Below are 15698 nucleotides of genomic sequence, written 5' to 3' on the forward strand. Positions count from 1 at the left end.
ACCTAAAACTTCAACACCTGCGAATTGTAAATACATCAACAAAGCTTGGTATAAGAAACCTACGAACTGTAATAATCGATGATATAAGTCATAAAAAAGACACCATAAGGTGCTTTTTTTATAGAGAATAATAAGATGTTCCTCAGAAATTATGAGTGATTTTTTTATTTTGTTGTTCAAAATATTTTTCTTTAACTATTTTTATCAGATCTTCTTTTTCTGTTAGTTCAAAGATAAATAATGCTTTTTTCATATTATCAGCTACATCTTCTTCATTACATTGTTTCAGCTTTAGCATGTTCCAAGCTTTCCCATAGTATAATTCGCCTAATAAATATAAAGTATTTAGATTAATAGCTAATTTAATACCCATATCATTGTATTTTATTGCCTCTTCATGTTGATTTGCATGACCTAACATTTTCCCTAAATTAAAAATGATTTTTAATTTAATCTCTTTATCTCTAGGGAAATCTAACTTATTAAAATTAGTTAAACATCTTCTTAATATAGTAATACTCTTTTCATATTCTTTATTTGCCCAATGAAATATAGCCATCGACTGCATAATATCTATTTCTCTTTCCGATAAAAAATCACCATTCGTTACAGTTAGTTTTAGTGCATTATTTAAAAGATTTAAAGCAGTTTTTATTGATTTATTCACATAAAATATAGCAATCGCTTCATGCCATATTAGAAATTGTTTATCTTCTTTTAACTGGAAATTATTTTCGGTTTTCTCTTGTTTCACTATTTCATAAAGTTCATTATATTGTTTTTGTTTTGTACAATCTCTCATTACACATTTTACATTTTCTACATATTTTAGTTTTTTGTTTTGAGTTAGTGCGAAAATATGATTTGGATCAATACCAAGTCTTTCAGATAATTGATATAACAATATGCTAGATGGATAAATCATACCTTTTTCTATTTTGCTAATTTGACTTTGCGAACATATTCCATGACACAATTCAGATTGTGATATATTCTTTTTCATTCTAAGTTCTTTAATGGTAATACCCAAATCGTAAAATTCCATTTTTCCTCCTCAAATATAGCCCTCAATGAGTAACAAAATACTTTTCACCCTTTAATGTAATGTAAAATTAGTATATTTTCAATTATTGTTTCTTCTATCGATTTTTTTACTTCTTTGCTCAGTTGCATTTCGAGGTGAGAGTCTTACTTCAAAGAAAAACAGACTAGGGAGAAAGTTTTCTCCTTAGCCTGTCCCACCGAACAAATTCCCCATCGTCACTGTTATCCCCAAAATACAGAATTACGAATACGATAAGAAGACTTGAACATCTCACCTCATCACGCACTTTTAATTGAACACAAAAGAGAATATCCCCTTATTTTCGCTTCTTTTTAACCACAATTAAAAAAGCAATAAACAATACGTTCACACCGACGATTAAAGAAATAAATAGCCAATTCACACCTGTTTCCCCGTTAACTTTATACACATTTGATTCTTCACGCTTTAAAACGAGATAAAATTTTCCGTTTTCTTCTCTTATAATTTCATCTTCTAACAATCCCCTTAGCTCTTGTTTTTCACCAATCGCACTTGCAGGTAAAGCAACTTTTTGTGTTTCTTTCGTATTATTAATCGCTACTACTGTCACTTCATCTTTATACTTTCTCTTTAGTACACTCATTCCATCTTTATCGTATAGAAGCTCAAACGTACCGCGGCGTAAAGATGGCCTCGCTTGTCTAAGCTCACCGAGTTTCGTTATGTGTTGCATAAACTTTTCATCTGATTTGAAGTCCATTAATCGTCTATTATCTGGCGTACCTCCTCCATCCAATGCAATTTCAGTTCCGTAATAAAAATTCGGAATACCTGGTGTTGTTAATAAATATGTAAGAGCTAGTTTCAAACGAGATGGTGGATAATTCATATTCTCTTTTGCAATACGAGCAAATCTTTTTGTATCTTGATTATCTAAAAATGTAGCGGCTGCTCCGTCTTTTTTACTTACATCATATAAAGGTTTCACCGATACGTCCGCTTTGGAAAACGCATCTACTATTTTTTCGTTGTATTCACTATCTTCTTTTGTCATAACTCGAAAATCTTTCTTTATCACTTGCATATCTTTTTGCACATCATCCCAAAAAGCAGGCGATTTTTTTTCACTATGTATTACATAACTTGCATCTAAATCAACTTCTTTGATCCACCATTTCATCGAGTCGATTACTTGTTGTTCGTTTTCTCCAAGCGGAAATTGAAATACAACTTTCATTCCTTTTGCATGAGCTTCTTGCACAAGTTCTTTCACATCATTTTCTGTTCCGAAATGTTCATTTACCTTCTGAAAATTGCGCACGTCTAACCCATCGTATTTTACACTTTCAAAAAGCGGCGAAAGCATAACAGTAGTAAATCCCATTTTTTTTATGTAATCCATTCTTTTTATAATACCTCTTATATCTCCGCCCTGATATCCTTCTAAATTGCCAACTTCTAACTGTTTGTCATTTTTCGGTTCCCCATTATTAAAACGATCAATCATAATGGAATATATAACTTCGTCTCGCCACCCTCCTTTTTCGTCTGCAAATGTATGTATTGGTACAAACAAAACGACAGCTAAACAAAAACAAATGAATAGTTTCCTAGTATGTATTTTCCCCACACGCATCCCCCATGCATTTTAATTGTAAGAATATTATACCAATTATCCAAACGAATCGCATACGTTGATTTCATTCTTATCAAATTAATACATGTTAGGTTTTCTAACATTACATATAAAATTTTCTGAATTTTTAGTTGATTTTTCTTTTTATTTCGAATATGATATGAAACATAACAAATTGATGTTATTTTTTCTAACATTACAGGAGGAGAGAGAATGAATACAGGAGATACGGTTTTTATGTTTGTAGCGACAGTAATGGTCATGTTAATGACACCAGGATTAGCACTTTTTTATGGAGGTATGGTTCGCAGTAAAAACGTACTCAGTACGACAATGCATAGTTATAGCGCAATGGCTATCGTTTCGATTCAATGGATTTTAATTGGTTATTCTTTATCATTCGGACCAGATTGGCACGGACTTATCGGCACATTCGATTGGTTCGGTTTAAACGGAGTTAGCTACGCACCAAATCCAGACTACTCATCTACTATTCCTCACAATTTATTTATGATGTTTCAACTCATGTTCGCTATTTTAACTCCCGCTTTAATTTCAGGAGCATTTGCCGAAAGAATGCGATTTTCAGCTTTCCTTATTTTCATCCTTCTATGGACAACAATCGTTTACAATCCTGTCGCTCATTGGGTATGGGGCGTTGGCGGATGGCTAAGAGAACTTGGTGCGTTAGACTTCGCTGGTGGTAATGTCGTTCATATTACATCTGGTGTGGCTGGCCTTGTATTAGCTATTTTCCTTGGAAAACGCAAAAACATAAACGGTTCGTCTCCTCATCATTTACCATTTACGATGTTAGGCGCTGGTTTACTGTGGTTCGGCTGGTTCGGTTTTAACGTCGGAAGCGCATTATCTTTAAACGACGTAGCTTTAACTGCATTTATTAATACAAATATAGCCGCCGCTGCCTCCGCATTAACTTGGATGCTTTCAGAGTGGTTCTTCCAATCAAAACCGACCGCGATGGGAGCTGCTTGCGGCGTTGTTTCCGGTCTAGTCGCTATTACACCAGCTTGCGGGTTCGTTACACCTTTCTCAGCTCTTCTTATCGGAGCAATTGGCGGCGTATTATGCTTCGGAGCGGTCTTTTTCTTAAAAACAAAATTCGGATACGACGATACACTCGATGCATTTGGATGTCACGGCATCGGCGGAACTTGGGGCGGCATTGCGACAGGACTATTTGCAACTACCACCGTAAACAGTGATGGCGCTAACGGATTATTTTACGGGAACGCCGCGCTGCTGTTGAAACAACTTGTAGCAATCGGCGCAACATATGCGTTCACAATTATAATGACGTACGCGATTATTAAAGCAATTAACTTCTTCCTCCCTGTCCGGGTAGATGAGCACGAGGAACATATGGGACTTGATATTTCAATGCACGGAGAGAAAGCTTATGAATATACTGAGCGAGTGAACTAAAAAAGAGATGCAATCTATTGATAGTAGATTGCATCTCTTTTTATTAGACTTGCCGGCACCATACCCTGAGCGGTATTAATATAAATATATCAGCGATTCTTCGGATATATCGACGATTTTTCAAATATATCAGCGATTATTTCAATATATCGACGTTTCGACACGATATATCGATTTACCAACAAATTCCGACATAATGAAACTGAAGAATACCCGCGTGTAACTTTACATAAACAAAAAAAGACGACCGTTTCATAACAGTCGTCTTTTCCAATTTATTTCGGAGCATTTCCTACATATTGCGTAATATCAACGTTTAATGCTTGCGCTAAACGCATACCGTACTCTTGATCTGCACGGAAGAAGTTACATACAGCTAGTAATTTCGTACGTTCATTTACGTCTTTTAAGTCATTTGTTAAGTTTGCAATTAAGTTGTCTTGCTCTTCTTTAGAGAATGAACGGTAACGCTCACCCGCTTGTTTGAAATCATTTGGTTTGTCAATTTTCTCACGAGATACATAGCCTTCTACTTTCATAGTTGAATCGCGGTAAGCTGGGTCTTCAACTGGATTTTCAGCATGACGGCTCGGTTCATAGTTAATTGTAGATGGGTTTTGATTGATTTGCATCGCACCATCACGTTGTTGATTATGAACAGCTGCGTATGGACAGTTTACAGGAATTTGTAAGTAGTTTGCACCAAGGCGGTAACGCTGTGTATCTGGATAAGAGAATAAACGACCTTGTAATAATTTATCTTCAGATGGTTCAATACCATTTACAGTTGCACTTGGAGAGAACGCTACTTGTTCTACTTCCGCGAAGAAGTTTTTCGGGTTACGGTTTAACGTCATTGTCCCTACTTCCATTAATGGGAAACGATCTTCTGGCCATACTTTCGTTGGGTCCAGTGGATCAAAGTCTAAAGAATCCATTTCATCTAGTTGCATCACTTGTACGTGTAAATCCCATTTCGGGTAATTTCCTTTTTCGATTGCATCGAATAAGTCACGAGTTGCATGGTTGAAGTCTTTTCCTTGTACTTCTTGCACTTCTTTTGCACTTAAGTTACGTACACCTTGCTGTGGCTTCCAATGATATTTAATGTAGACGATTTTACCTTCCGCATTAATCCATTTGAATGAATGTACACCGAAACCTTCCATTTCACGATAGCTTGCTGGTGTACCGTAATCAGAAAATACCCATGTCATCATATGTGTAGATTCTGGACTTAACGTCATGAAATCCCAGTAACGATCTGGTGTTTGAATATTTGTATCAGGTGCTGGTTTTAAAGAATGCACCATATCAGGGAATTTAATTGCATCACGAATGAAGAAGACTGGTAAATGGTTACCTACAATATCGTAATTTCCTTCTTCTGTATAAAATTTAACAGCGAAACCGCGTGGATCACGTGCTGTTTCAGGAGAACCTTGACCATGAATAACCGTTGAAAAACGAACAAACACAGGCGTTTCAGTTCCTTCATTTTGTAAAAATGCTGCTTTCGTATATTGCTTCATGCTATTTTTCGTAACGAATACACCGTGAGCACCTGCACCACGTGCGTGCACAACACGCTCTGGAATACGTTCACGATCAAAGTGAGCCAATTTTTCTACTAAATGATAGTCTTCTAATAATACTGGTCCACGGCGACCAGCTGTACGAGAATTTTGGTTATCTCCGACCGGAGCACCTTGGTTTGTGGTTAAGCGATTATTTGGATTCATCTAGGGGGATCCTCCTCTTTCTTTCATAGTAATTATTATTTATTTAAAATTATTATAAATTAATTATTATTCAAAATTAGTTCTTTGTCAACTATTTCTTTCATTTTTCTGGAAACAATTGTAGCTAAACAATCAATAAATGTAGATTGTGCATTCGGCATATTTGGTCTAAAATACGCAGCATTTAATTCATCCGTCACAACTTTACACTCGTAATCGTTGTCATATAAAACTTCTAAATGCTCTGCCACAAAACCAACTGGGCAATATATGAAAGATTTATATCTATGCTCTTCAAATAAATCTCTCGTTAAATCTTGCACATCCGGTCCAATCCATGGATCAGGTGTATTTCCGGCACTTTGCCAACCTATTGTATAGTTTTGGATGTTTGCAGCTGCTGCGATTAAATCCGCCGTATGCTGCAATTGCTCCACATAAGGATCACCTGCTGCAATAATTTTTTCTGGTAAACTATGCGCTGAAAAAATTACAACTGCTTTCTCTTTATCTTCAATCTTTGTAAATGTTTCTTTTATTTGATCTGCCCAATACGAAATAAATTTCGGTTCATCATACCATTGTTCAATTGGTTCAATAACAGGACCACCTATTTCCTCCGAGAGACGAATTGCACGCTCGTTATATGCCTTAATGCTAAAGGTAGAATAATGCGGCGCTAATACGATACTAATCGCTTGCTCAATTCCATCGCGCTTCATCTCTTCTACTGCATCTTCTATAAACGGAGCAGTATGTTTTAAGCCTAAGTAACAATTAAATTCATACTCTGTAAACATATTATTCATTGAGTCTGTTAATTTATGCGCTTGCTCTTTCGTAATTTTTGCAAGCGGTGAAATTCCACCAATCGCTTTATAACGTCCAATTAAATCTTGGAGTGCTTCTTCGGACGGCTTACGCCCATGACGAATATGTGTATAATATGCCTCTACTTCATCTAATGAATCCGGCGTTCCATACGCCATTACGAGTAAACCTATTTTTTTCTTTTTCATCTATATAACACCTCAATTTTATAAATGAGAATCTTTTTCAAGAACATTTGTTTCCAATTATAACAACTAATAATAAGTACGTAAAGATAATTATTCTAAATAAGTATTTTTTCTAATATGATTTTGAATTTTATATGACAATTTATTTAATAAAAAGCGACTTACTTATAAAGTAAGTCGCTTTTCTCCTATTCTTTAATATTTACTCCATATTCTTTAAACCAAACGTGAATTTGTGCTAAATGAGCTAAAAGTTGTGGCCCAGTCATTAATTGACCATACCATGGCGTTTGGAATGCACTGCCGCCTGACTCAATTAATCCGCTCAGCTGTTCTTTATCAAATAGTTCGTGTAAAATCGATCCTTTATCTGTTAATAAATCTTGTAGCCATACTGTTACTGCTTTCGTATAGTGCGGATTATGTGTTTTCGGATACGGGCTCTTCTTTCTATATAAGATGTCATTTGGAAGTAATCCTTCTAACGCTTTACGTAATAGACCTTTTTCGCGATTTTTATACATTTTCATTTCCCAAGGAATATTCCAAGCATATTCGACAAGTCGGTGATCCGCAAATGGAACGCGTACTTCTAAGCTTGCACCCATACTCATACGGTCTTTTCTGTCTAATAATGTTGTCATAAACCATACCATATTTAAATAAAATAATTGGCGTCTTTTTGCTTCTAGCGGACTTTCCCCATCTAAAATAGGAACTTCTTGAATGGACTCTTCATAGCGCTGCTGTACATATTGTTGTAAATTTAATTTATTTCTCCATTCTTTCTTTAGCAATTGTTCACGCGCTTCTGTAGAACGCATCCACGGAAATGCGCTCGATTGTAAATCATCTTCTCTATAAAACCACGGATAACCACCAAATATTTCATCTGCACATTCCCCAGATAAACCGACGACAAAATCTTGTTTAATTTCGCGGCAAAACCATAATAATGACGAATCGATATCTGCCATACCAGGCAAATCACGAACGAGTACTGCTTCTGTTAAATACTGCGCTAATTGTTCATTTGAAATGACGCAGCGATGATGGATCGTTTGAAACGTCTCCGTCATCAAATGAATAAATGGTGCATCTGAATTTGGCTGAAACGCATTTGCTTTAAAGTATTTGTCATTATCTTCGTAATCAACCGAATACGTGTGTAATTGACCTTTTCCCGATCTTTCGTATTCTTTTGCAGCAATTGCTGTTATAGCGCTTGAATCTACACCGCCTGATAAAAAAGTACATAATGGTACATCAGAAACGAGCTGCCTTGTAATCGAATCTTGTAATAAAAATCGTGTTTTTTCTACTGTTTCTTCAAAGGAATCTTCATGCTTTTTACTTTCTACATTCCAATATCTCCATATGCATAAACCGTTCTTTGAAAATGTCATCGCATGACCTGGACGTAATTCTTTTATACCAGCATAAATGCCGTGGCCAGGCGTTCTAGATGGTCCAAGGCCAAATATTTCAGATAATCCTTCTAACGTCACTTCCGCCTTCACATCTGGATGCGCCAATATCGCTTTTAACTCTGAGCCAAATAGTAATCGCCCACTGTCATATTTATAAAATAGTGGTTTTACCCCTAATCGATCGCGCGCAATAAACACTTGTTCTTTCTGTTCATCCCATACAGCAAACGCATATATACCGTTTAAATGATCGACACATTCTTCTTTCCATTCCATATACGATGCTAATAGTACTTCCGTATCAGAATGACCTTTGAACGTATATCCTCTTCTTAATAGTTCCTTTCGAATATCTTCCGTGTTATACAGTTCGCCGTTATAGCAAATTGCATAATTTGCTTCATCTTTTAAACAAGTCATCGGCTGTTTACCACCTTCAGGATCAACAACGATTAACCGTTTATGCCCAAATGCGACATTGCCTTTAATCCAAACTTTATTATCATCTGGGCCACGCTTCGCTAACGTCTCAGCCATCTTCGTAACGACGTCCCGTTCTCCTTCTAATGAGCGTTTATAATCCACCCATCCTGTAATCCCGCACATATAAATCATCCTTCCATCTTATTTCTTTTCTTGAACGTGCAGTAATCCCCACCCTAAGAGGTGCGGATTACAAAATGAAAAACTTGACGATAACCTACTATCCATATACGGAATAGCATTTTCACTCAGTAAAACGTGTTTTATTGTATGCCCACCTATGTGTAGATGTGTCTAGTTATAAAGAATGCACGAACTGTCTATAACAGGAATAACTACTTTTCAAAAGGAGAAATCGTGTATGATACAACGTAAACATATTTTATATAACCAGCCTCGCGCTCATACGGTCGGTAATGTAGAATATATAAACAATGAATGGGTATTCTTTGATGATGAAAATGAGGAAGCATTTTTATTAGAAGATATTGCCGAAGATGGATTTGAAATTTTATATAACAACAACTGGCTACCGGCTCGTTTCTATGAACAAGATATATTACAAATCGCCAACGAACAGCACCATTTGCAAAATGGGGAAATGATACGCATTCGTAAAAAATTACTCCTTAGCTATACAGAATGGCTTGAGGAATTACCTGACTCTGTCTTCGCCTTATTAACAGAGGCATTGCAATCACTTCATTACTCTTTATATGATTGCATGTATTGTCATAATTATTTATCCTTTTTACCGAAAGAGGAAGCATGCGAAGGAGTAAATATTCTTTTATTTGATAACGAAGAGATGATTTGTACACTGCAGCACCATTTCGTTCGTCACGCTACGTCAAATAAAAATATGTTTCGTTTTACGAAAGTAAACGGAGAAGAGTTGCATATCGATGCAACATAAAATAAAAAACCACCTTATTTCCCAAATATTTGAGATTATAAGGTGGTTTTATTTTCTTTATTAGAATACTTGCCAACCAATCGGCAATTTTAGTCCTAGATAAAATACCGCTACAAGCGCGATAATAAATAATCCCCAGAATGCCCCCGTTGCCTTGTTCTTGCTCATTTTCACAAGAACCATTTCCATTCCAGCGATAACTAAAATACCAGCTAGCATTTTTAAACCATACCACATGTGCATGTTACTTGTTGCAGTCTTCATAATACCCATGTACAACATGAAACCTGTCACAATAATGATAATGTACATAAGACGAAGCCCCATATGTACACCTTTCCCTTTTCTTCCTGCTGAATAAAGTGAATACGCAACGAAAAATAAAATTAAACCTAACGCCCATGCTGTAATATGCATATGTACCATCGTATCCCTTACCTCCTCTTTTCACACTTTTTCATTCTATATGATAACATGTTCATTTATTTTCAGGAAATGTTTCGCTTTTTTACATTTAAATGCTATAATATTTAGAGTATTTACAAACTTCTTGTAATAACAAAAGGGGGAACAATCATGATTCAAACTAAGGATATTATCGAACTTACAGACACATACGGGGCAAATAACTATCACCCACTTCCAATCGTTATTTCTAAAGCAGAAGGCGTTTGGGTAGAAGATCCTGAAGGAAACCGCTATATGGACTTATTAAGTGCATATTCGGCAGTAAACCAAGGTCATCGTCACCCAAAAATTATTAACGCTTTAATTGACCAAGCTAATCGTGTTACGTTAACTTCTCGTGCTTTCCATAGCGATCAATTAGGTCCTTGGTACGAAAAAGTTGCGAAACTAACTAATAAAGAAATGGTACTTCCAATGAATACAGGTGCAGAAGCTGTTGAAACTGCAATTAAAACAGCTCGCCGCTGGGCTTATGATGTGAAGAAAGTAGAAGCAAACCGTGCTGAAATTATCGTTTGTGAAGATAACTTCCACGGACGTACGATGGGTGCTGTTTCTATGTCTTCAAACGAAGAGTACAAGCGCGGATTCGGTCCAATGCTTCCTGGCATCGTTGTAATTCCTTACGGTGATTTAGAAGCGTTAAAAGCTGCTATTACACCAAACACAGCTGCATTCATTTTAGAGCCAATCCAAGGTGAAGCAGGGATTAACATCCCCCCAGCTGGTTTCTTAAAAGAAGCTCTTGAAGTATGTAAAAAAGAAAACGTTTTATTCGTAGCAGATGAAATCCAAACTGGCTTAGGCCGTACTGGTAAAGTATTTGCTTGTGACTGGGACGGTGTAACTCCTGACATGTACATACTTGGTAAAGCGCTTGGCGGCGGCGTATTCCCAATCTCTTGCGTTGCAGCAAACCGCGACATTTTAGGGGTATTTGAGCCAGGTTCTCACGGTTCTACATTCGGTGGTAATCCACTTGCATGTGCTGTTTCTATCGCAGCTCTTGAAGTGTTAGAAGAAGAAAAATTAACAGAGCGTTCTCTTCAATTAGGTGAAAAATTAGTTGGACAATTAAAAGAAATCGATAACCCAATGATTACTGAAGTTCGCGGTAAAGGTTTATTTATCGGTATCGAATTAAACGAGCCAGCTCGCCCTTACTGTGAACAACTAAAAGCAGCTGGACTGTTATGTAAAGAAACACACGAAAACGTAATTCGTATCGCACCACCTCTAGTAATCTCTGAAGAAGATTTAGAGTGGGCATTCCAAAAAATTAAAGCTGTATTATCGTAATAATAGAGAGGTTGTCCTACATGTTGGGACAACCTCTTTCATTTTATATTGATTTATACTAAAATAAAATTGTAATTTTCTGTATTTTAAATTCATAAAGGAGGTGCGATATGTTATTAAGATACGGCAAACATATTAACTATTTAGCTACAACTTTTCTTTTAGTTACATTCTTTGGCTTCCTACTTTCCGTAACATCGCTTAGTCACTACTCAACTCCCACTACATTCACACTACTGAAAGCATCATTTTGGACTACTGTTATTCTTACTATCATTGGTTTTGGACGCGAAAAAAGCGCACTTACGGTTATACTATTTGGCATTTGTACACTTGCAGTCATTGGTCTTTACACTTTTTCCGTTATCGATTACCTCTATCACCCAAGACCATAGAAAAGAGCTATCTTATTAATAAGATAGCTCTTTTCTTCACTTCACTACATTTCGCAAAGTACCAATTCCTTCTACTGTAACAACTACTTCATCACCGGCATGCAAAAACTTCGGTGGTGTGAAACCTTTTCCAACACCAGCCGGGGTTCCTGTTGCGATAATATCTCCTGGTTCTAATGTCATTCCTTTACTTATCGTTGAAATGATTTCTTCTATTGAAAAAATCATTTTATTTGTATTTGAAGTTTGTCTTACTTCTCCATTTACTACCGTTTCAATGTGTAACGCATTTGGCGCACTAACCATCGATTTATGAATTAAATACGGTCCCATCGGACAAAATGTATCGAAACTTTTTCCAAGGAAAAATTGCTTATGCTTCCTTTGAATATCGCGAGCAGTTATATCATTTATAATGGTATAACCAAAAACATGCTCAAGCGCTTTTTCTTTTTTTATTTGTTTCCCTCGCTTACCAATGACGATAGCTAGTTCCCCTTCATAGTCTAATTCATTTGTTGCGTGGGGATGACTATTAATTTTTTCATCCATTCCAATCACTGTCGTTGGTGCTTTCGTAAAGATCATTATATTTTCTGGAATTGACTCTACGCCGCCCATTTCCATCGCATGCTCACGATAATTTTTTCCAACGCAAAGAATATTCTTTCTTGGCCTTGGAATTGGTGCTAATATTTTCACCTCAGTTAACGGGTAATACGCCGTTCCTTCATTTTCCTTCGCCCAATTGACAATTTCACACATTTTTTCAACACATTCGGTTCCTCTTTCAATACATTCTAACATTGTAATAGGGATTGTAACCTTTTCTCCCTTTTGCCTTTGCGCTTCTCTTAAGTGCAATACCTTTTCTTCTTCTTCATCCACAATACCTACAAATACCTTTTCTTCTTTTTTCGCCGTTACCAAACGCAACATTTCCACTCTCCATCCTAAAACTCATACCTTTTAATTGTATTCGCATCTGTAAGAAAAAAACCTTCTCATACACGCTAATTTTTACAATATTCTTCTCATATCCGATTCGTTACTCCTTTATCATTTGGCATAAAATGTAGAAATTTTACTTTTTTTAGCGAATGCATTTCTTTTTTATGTTTTTTTTGTATAATATGTACTACATATATACTAAAAATTTCATTTAGAGATGGAGCCGATTTCAATGTTTGAGCAAGCGATTGAAAAAAAACGTGAAAAAATGATTTATTTTGCTGAACGCTACGGAATGACTTCTCAAAAAACAGTGGATTGTAGCCAAGAACTGGACAGGCTCTTAAATGCAATTTGGCATGTACATACGGATTTTCACCCTAATCAAACACTCGACACACACACACAATAACGTGTGTGTTTCTTTTATTTCAAAAAAACACACATTTTATTAAAAACGCCCATACAATAGTAGAAAAGAAAATTTTAAAAACGAAAGGTGTTTTGTATGCCAGCTATGGTCGGACATATTCGTATCGTTAATATTGGATCAAGTGGTATTTTTCATATTGGAGATGTATTTGCGATTAGGCCTATTAGTTATTCACGCGCTTTCGCTGGGGCCGGCTCTTTTAATGTTGGAGATAACGTTTCTGTCTACAATTATCAAAGCGCAACGACTGTTAATGATTCAGATGTTGTTGATCAAGCGATAATTGGTTCAACTTAAAGGGGGCGATTGTATTGAATTTTTATGTAAACCAAAGCATCATCATTAACAGTATTAAAATTGATAGCATTACAACCTCTTCTGTATTCCAGATTGGTACTGCCGGAAGTATTAAAGCCCTATCTAAATTCTCAAATACTGGCGGATTTACAGAACCCCTTCGCCCATTACAAGCGAAAGGACAAATTATTTCTATCAAACCATCAACTAGTTCTTCTTAAGACATCCTTGTCATAAATATATAGTAGGAATATATTTACCCTCCCTATTGAAAAGGAGGTTTCACAAATGAATCAAGATATATATACTTACTTACACCAACTTCAACAAGCTCTTCAAGCACAACAAGCGACCATTCTTAACTTAGAAGATCAAGTTCGTCAATTACAAGAAGAGCTTAATGAATTAAAAAGTCGCCCCTCCTCTTCTGTAGGAAAAGTGGAATATAAATTCGATCAATTAAAAGTAGAAAATTTAAATGGCACTTTAAATATTGGATTAAATCCCTTTTCAACAAAAGGACAGCAAATTGAGGATTTTCAAGTTGATACGGAAACTTTGAAGGTCAATCCTGAAACTGACACAAATCCAGATTTTTACCAAGGCATTCTTCAGGAAATGCATCGCTACTTAGATGAAGAAGCATATAATCGAATTCTCCATTTTGAACAGGAAGAGAGAACGCCACTCGATGAAATGTATCGACAAATGATGGTTGATGACATAAAAAAACAGATGGAGCATAGGCTTCCTTATTACTTATCACAAGCACAATCACATGAAGGGATTTCAACAGATCCAGATTATTTACGAGATATCATTATTCAAGCTATGAAACATGATATCGACAAGGCCTTCCTTTCGTTTATTCAACACATACCGGGCAATTTCCGAAAGGAGTAAGTATGTATGAACCTTAACGTTGTAAACCGCGAGTTCAAAGTCGGACAGATTAAAATGAACGGTGTATCGTCGTCCGCACTCTTTTTAATTGGGGATGCAAATTTCCTCATTCTATCTTCTATTCTTGATACGCCGTTTGAAACTGTTACAGAGGGTCCATTTGTGCCATTAGTAACAGATGTCCCTCCTACTCCAGGTTAAGGAGACTGAGAAATTATGTTACATCACGTGTCTATTGTCCAAAATGTTTCTATTGTTTCGTTAGGGATTGCTGCCGTATTTCAAGTTGGAGATGCCAATCAAATGGAATTAAAAAGTAGAGCTCTTGCCGTTCACCGGGAATTCCCTTGTTATATAAAAGACGAAGGTCGCTTAGATGCATTTGAAATCTTTACAGATGAATACATTACAATCCCGAAACGAACGACAGATGTAAAATTAAACATTGTAAATGAATGTCCTTTTATTGAAGTGAATAACGTTGAATTGCGCACACTTTTAAACTCTGGTGGATTTCAAATTGGAAATGTTGATTATGTTTTTAATAACTCTCGTATTATGCAAATTCGCCAATATATTACAGATGAACCTTCCGCACAATAATTCATATAGTAATTACAAAGTTTAGTAAAGTAGGTGGATGGTATGCCTTCTGTTGTTGGAAATCTCGTCGTGCAAAACAGTAATGGTTCTTTCAATTTAGGGGATTTTTATAACGTTTCTCCGAAAGAAAATACGAAAGCTTATAATGGATCTGGAGCTTCCAATGTTGGATTTGTCGTGAATACTTTTAACGGTGTTAGTGCAACAAATACGTTTGATTCTGATGTGGCGGATCAAGACCAGATTGGAACAGCTTAATCAAACAGTTGCCCTGTAATTACTCTTTATAGGTAGATAGTAAAAGAGTCCATCTAACGTGATGGACTCTTTTCTATTTCTTCTAGAAGAGCATAGCACTCTTTTTATTTAAATGATAATCCTTGTTCCTCCAAAGCCTTTCTAAGCTTCGGCATCGACGCAGGTCCCATACCATGCAGTTTTAAAACTTCTTTCTCACTATACTTTGAGAGTTCTTCTACAGTGTGAATTCCATGATGCTCTAGCGCCCTTCTTGCTGGCGCTGAAAGAAGGGAAAGAAACCCTTCTTTTGGCGTTCTCTCTTTCTCACAGGTTGGGCAAGTTGGACAATCGCTACTTTTATAGTACTCATGTCCTTTTTCACACGTTCTTAACGTTTTTTCCGTTACCAT

The 15698-nt window shown here is 36.2% G+C and carries 19 protein-coding genes; 11 read left to right on the forward strand and 8 right to left on the reverse strand.

All coding sequences use genetic code 11. The features are described from left to right. Positions 1 to 142: 142 nt before the first annotated feature. Together PDQ40_RS17235 and PDQ40_RS17240 are read right to left on the reverse strand one after the other, a co-directional pair. Positions 143 to 1045 carry a helix-turn-helix domain-containing protein gene (locus PDQ40_RS17235; protein WP_000397900.1) on the reverse strand — a complete coding sequence of 301 codons (903 nt, stop codon included), beginning with the start codon at positions 1043 to 1045 and terminating at the stop codon, positions 143 to 145. 316 nt (positions 1046 to 1361) lie between these two features. Next, a complete protein-coding gene (locus tag PDQ40_RS17240; RefSeq protein WP_214328682.1) occupies positions 1362 to 2663 on the reverse strand; it encodes an alpha-amylase family glycosyl hydrolase in 1302 nt (433 codons plus the stop codon). Positions 2664 to 2876: 213 nt separating this feature from the next. On the opposite strand from PDQ40_RS17240, the gene PDQ40_RS17245 reads away from it, so the two are divergent. Next, positions 2877 to 4109, forward strand: coding sequence for an ammonium transporter (locus tag PDQ40_RS17245; protein WP_001091644.1), 1233 nt, complete (start codon positions 2877 to 2879; stop codon positions 4107 to 4109). Between the two features lie 275 nt (positions 4110 to 4384). Here PDQ40_RS17245 and katB read toward each other — a convergent pair whose 3' ends face one another. From katB to asnB, 3 genes are all read right to left on the reverse strand, one after another. After that, the gene (gene katB, locus PDQ40_RS17250; protein WP_001069173.1) at positions 4385 to 5851 is read right to left on the reverse strand and encodes a catalase KatB; all 1467 of its coding nucleotides are present in this window, start codon (positions 5849 to 5851) and stop codon (positions 4385 to 4387) included. Positions 5852 to 5910: 59 nt separating this feature from the next. After that, on the reverse strand, positions 5911 to 6870 hold the full coding sequence (gene hemH / locus PDQ40_RS17255; RefSeq protein WP_000727370.1) for a ferrochelatase: 960 nt from the start codon (positions 6868 to 6870) through the stop codon (positions 5911 to 5913). A gap of 188 nt (positions 6871 to 7058) precedes the next feature. Then, positions 7059 to 8906, reverse strand: coding sequence for an asparagine synthase (glutamine-hydrolyzing) (gene asnB, locus PDQ40_RS17260; RefSeq protein WP_214328681.1), 1848 nt, complete (start codon positions 8904 to 8906; stop codon positions 7059 to 7061). Between the two features lie 238 nt (positions 8907 to 9144). Between asnB and PDQ40_RS17265 the strand changes: the two genes are divergently transcribed. Continuing rightward, positions 9145 to 9699, forward strand: coding sequence for a DUF2777 domain-containing protein (locus tag PDQ40_RS17265; RefSeq protein WP_000616053.1), 555 nt, complete (start codon positions 9145 to 9147; stop codon positions 9697 to 9699). A gap of 60 nt (positions 9700 to 9759) precedes the next feature. On the opposite strand, the gene PDQ40_RS17270 is transcribed toward PDQ40_RS17265, so the two are convergent. Next, on the reverse strand, positions 9760 to 10125 hold the full coding sequence (locus PDQ40_RS17270; protein WP_000233491.1) for a YisL family protein: 366 nt from the start codon (positions 10123 to 10125) through the stop codon (positions 9760 to 9762). Between the two features lie 150 nt (positions 10126 to 10275). Between PDQ40_RS17270 and rocD the strand changes: the two genes are divergently transcribed. Continuing rightward, on the forward strand, positions 10276 to 11466 hold the full coding sequence (gene rocD, locus PDQ40_RS17275; protein ID WP_000616655.1) for an ornithine aminotransferase: 1191 nt from the start codon (positions 10276 to 10278) through the stop codon (positions 11464 to 11466). Positions 11467 to 11576: 110 nt separating this feature from the next. Next, positions 11577 to 11861, forward strand: coding sequence for a hypothetical protein (locus tag PDQ40_RS17280; protein WP_000926868.1), 285 nt, complete (start codon positions 11577 to 11579; stop codon positions 11859 to 11861). Positions 11862 to 11897: 36 nt separating this feature from the next. Here PDQ40_RS17280 and PDQ40_RS17285 read toward each other — a convergent pair whose 3' ends face one another. After that, positions 11898 to 12800 (reverse strand): fumarylacetoacetate hydrolase family protein, encoded by a 903-nt coding sequence (locus PDQ40_RS17285; protein ID WP_000945298.1) that lies wholly within the window; start codon positions 12798 to 12800, stop codon positions 11898 to 11900. Between the two features lie 244 nt (positions 12801 to 13044). On the opposite strand from PDQ40_RS17285, the gene PDQ40_RS17290 reads away from it, so the two are divergent. The 7 genes from PDQ40_RS17290 (at position 13045) to gerPF (ending at position 15306) form a co-directional block, all read left to right on the forward strand. Beyond that, complete coding sequence (locus PDQ40_RS17290) at positions 13045 to 13224, forward strand: aspartyl-phosphate phosphatase Spo0E family protein (protein ID WP_000462840.1); 180 nt, start codon at positions 13045 to 13047, stop codon at positions 13222 to 13224. Positions 13225 to 13320: 96 nt separating this feature from the next. Continuing rightward, positions 13321 to 13542: a spore germination protein GerPA gene (gene gerPA, locus PDQ40_RS17295; RefSeq protein WP_001111188.1), complete on the forward strand. Its 222-nt coding sequence runs from the start codon at positions 13321 to 13323 to the stop codon at positions 13540 to 13542. A gap of 14 nt (positions 13543 to 13556) precedes the next feature. Next, positions 13557 to 13763 carry a spore germination protein GerPB gene (gene gerPB / locus PDQ40_RS17300; protein ID WP_001012508.1) on the forward strand — a complete coding sequence of 69 codons (207 nt, stop codon included), beginning with the start codon at positions 13557 to 13559 and terminating at the stop codon, positions 13761 to 13763. A 67-nt stretch (positions 13764 to 13830) separates the two neighbouring features. Next, positions 13831 to 14445: a spore germination protein GerPC gene (gene gerPC / locus PDQ40_RS17305; protein ID WP_001070748.1), complete on the forward strand. Its 615-nt coding sequence runs from the start codon at positions 13831 to 13833 to the stop codon at positions 14443 to 14445. Between the two features lie 6 nt (positions 14446 to 14451). After that, positions 14452 to 14646, forward strand: a complete 195-nt coding sequence (gene gerPD, locus PDQ40_RS17310) for a spore germination protein GerPD (protein ID WP_001052802.1) — start codon at positions 14452 to 14454, stop codon at positions 14644 to 14646. 15 nt (positions 14647 to 14661) lie between these two features. Continuing rightward, a complete protein-coding gene (locus PDQ40_RS17315; RefSeq protein WP_000902335.1) occupies positions 14662 to 15048 on the forward strand; it encodes a spore germination protein GerPE in 387 nt (128 codons plus the stop codon). A gap of 42 nt (positions 15049 to 15090) precedes the next feature. After that, positions 15091 to 15306 (forward strand): spore germination protein GerPF, encoded by a 216-nt coding sequence (gene gerPF / locus PDQ40_RS17320; RefSeq protein ID WP_001141566.1) that lies wholly within the window; start codon positions 15091 to 15093, stop codon positions 15304 to 15306. Positions 15307 to 15410: 104 nt separating this feature from the next. Here the strand turns inward: gerPF and PDQ40_RS17325 are convergent, their stop codons facing one another. Next, on the reverse strand, positions 15411 to 15698 hold the full coding sequence (locus PDQ40_RS17325; protein WP_000255720.1) for an RNA polymerase alpha subunit C-terminal domain-containing protein: 288 nt from the start codon (positions 15696 to 15698) through the stop codon (positions 15411 to 15413).

It is taken from the genome of Bacillus cereus group sp. Bc061 (genome assembly GCF_027715825.1).
GTDB lineage: Bacteria > Bacillota > Bacilli > Bacillales > Bacillaceae_G > Bacillus_A > Bacillus_A paranthracis.

Bases quoted from the DNA above. Each gene is read 5' to 3' on its own strand.
- PDQ40_RS17245 (WP_001091644.1), top strand. From the start codon at position 2,877: ATGAATACAGGAGATACGGTTTTTATGTTTGTAGCGACAGTAATGGTC.
- PDQ40_RS17325 (WP_000255720.1), bottom strand. From the start codon at position 15,698: ATGGTAACGGAAAAAACGTTAAGAACGTGTGAAAAAGGACATGAGTAC.
- gerPF (WP_001141566.1), top strand. From the start codon at position 15,091: ATGCCTTCTGTTGTTGGAAATCTCGTCGTGCAAAACAGTAATGGTTCT.
- PDQ40_RS17265 (WP_000616053.1), top strand. From the start codon at position 9,145: ATGATACAACGTAAACATATTTTATATAACCAGCCTCGCGCTCATACG.
- PDQ40_RS17285 (WP_000945298.1), bottom strand. From the start codon at position 12,800: ATGTTGCGTTTGGTAACGGCGAAAAAAGAAGAAAAGGTATTTGTAGGT.
- PDQ40_RS17235 (WP_000397900.1), bottom strand. From the start codon at position 1,045: ATGGAATTTTACGATTTGGGTATTACCATTAAAGAACTTAGAATGAAA.
- PDQ40_RS17280 (WP_000926868.1), top strand. From the start codon at position 11,577: ATGTTATTAAGATACGGCAAACATATTAACTATTTAGCTACAACTTTT.
- gerPC (WP_001070748.1), top strand. From the start codon at position 13,831: ATGAATCAAGATATATATACTTACTTACACCAACTTCAACAAGCTCTT.
- gerPD (WP_001052802.1), top strand. From the start codon at position 14,452: ATGAACCTTAACGTTGTAAACCGCGAGTTCAAAGTCGGACAGATTAAA.
- katB (WP_001069173.1), bottom strand. From the start codon at position 5,851: ATGAATCCAAATAATCGCTTAACCACAAACCAAGGTGCTCCGGTCGGA.
- PDQ40_RS17270 (WP_000233491.1), bottom strand. From the start codon at position 10,125: ATGGTACATATGCATATTACAGCATGGGCGTTAGGTTTAATTTTATTT.
- rocD (WP_000616655.1), top strand. From the start codon at position 10,276: ATGATTCAAACTAAGGATATTATCGAACTTACAGACACATACGGGGCA.
- PDQ40_RS17290 (WP_000462840.1), top strand. From the start codon at position 13,045: ATGTTTGAGCAAGCGATTGAAAAAAAACGTGAAAAAATGATTTATTTT.
- PDQ40_RS17315 (WP_000902335.1), top strand. From the start codon at position 14,662: ATGTTACATCACGTGTCTATTGTCCAAAATGTTTCTATTGTTTCGTTA.
- gerPA (WP_001111188.1), top strand. From the start codon at position 13,321: ATGCCAGCTATGGTCGGACATATTCGTATCGTTAATATTGGATCAAGT.
- PDQ40_RS17240 (WP_214328682.1), bottom strand. From the start codon at position 2,663: ATGCGTGTGGGGAAAATACATACTAGGAAACTATTCATTTGTTTTTGT.
- asnB (WP_214328681.1), bottom strand. From the start codon at position 8,906: ATGTGCGGGATTACAGGATGGGTGGATTATAAACGCTCATTAGAAGGA.
- hemH (WP_000727370.1), bottom strand. From the start codon at position 6,870: ATGAAAAAGAAAAAAATAGGTTTACTCGTAATGGCGTATGGAACGCCG.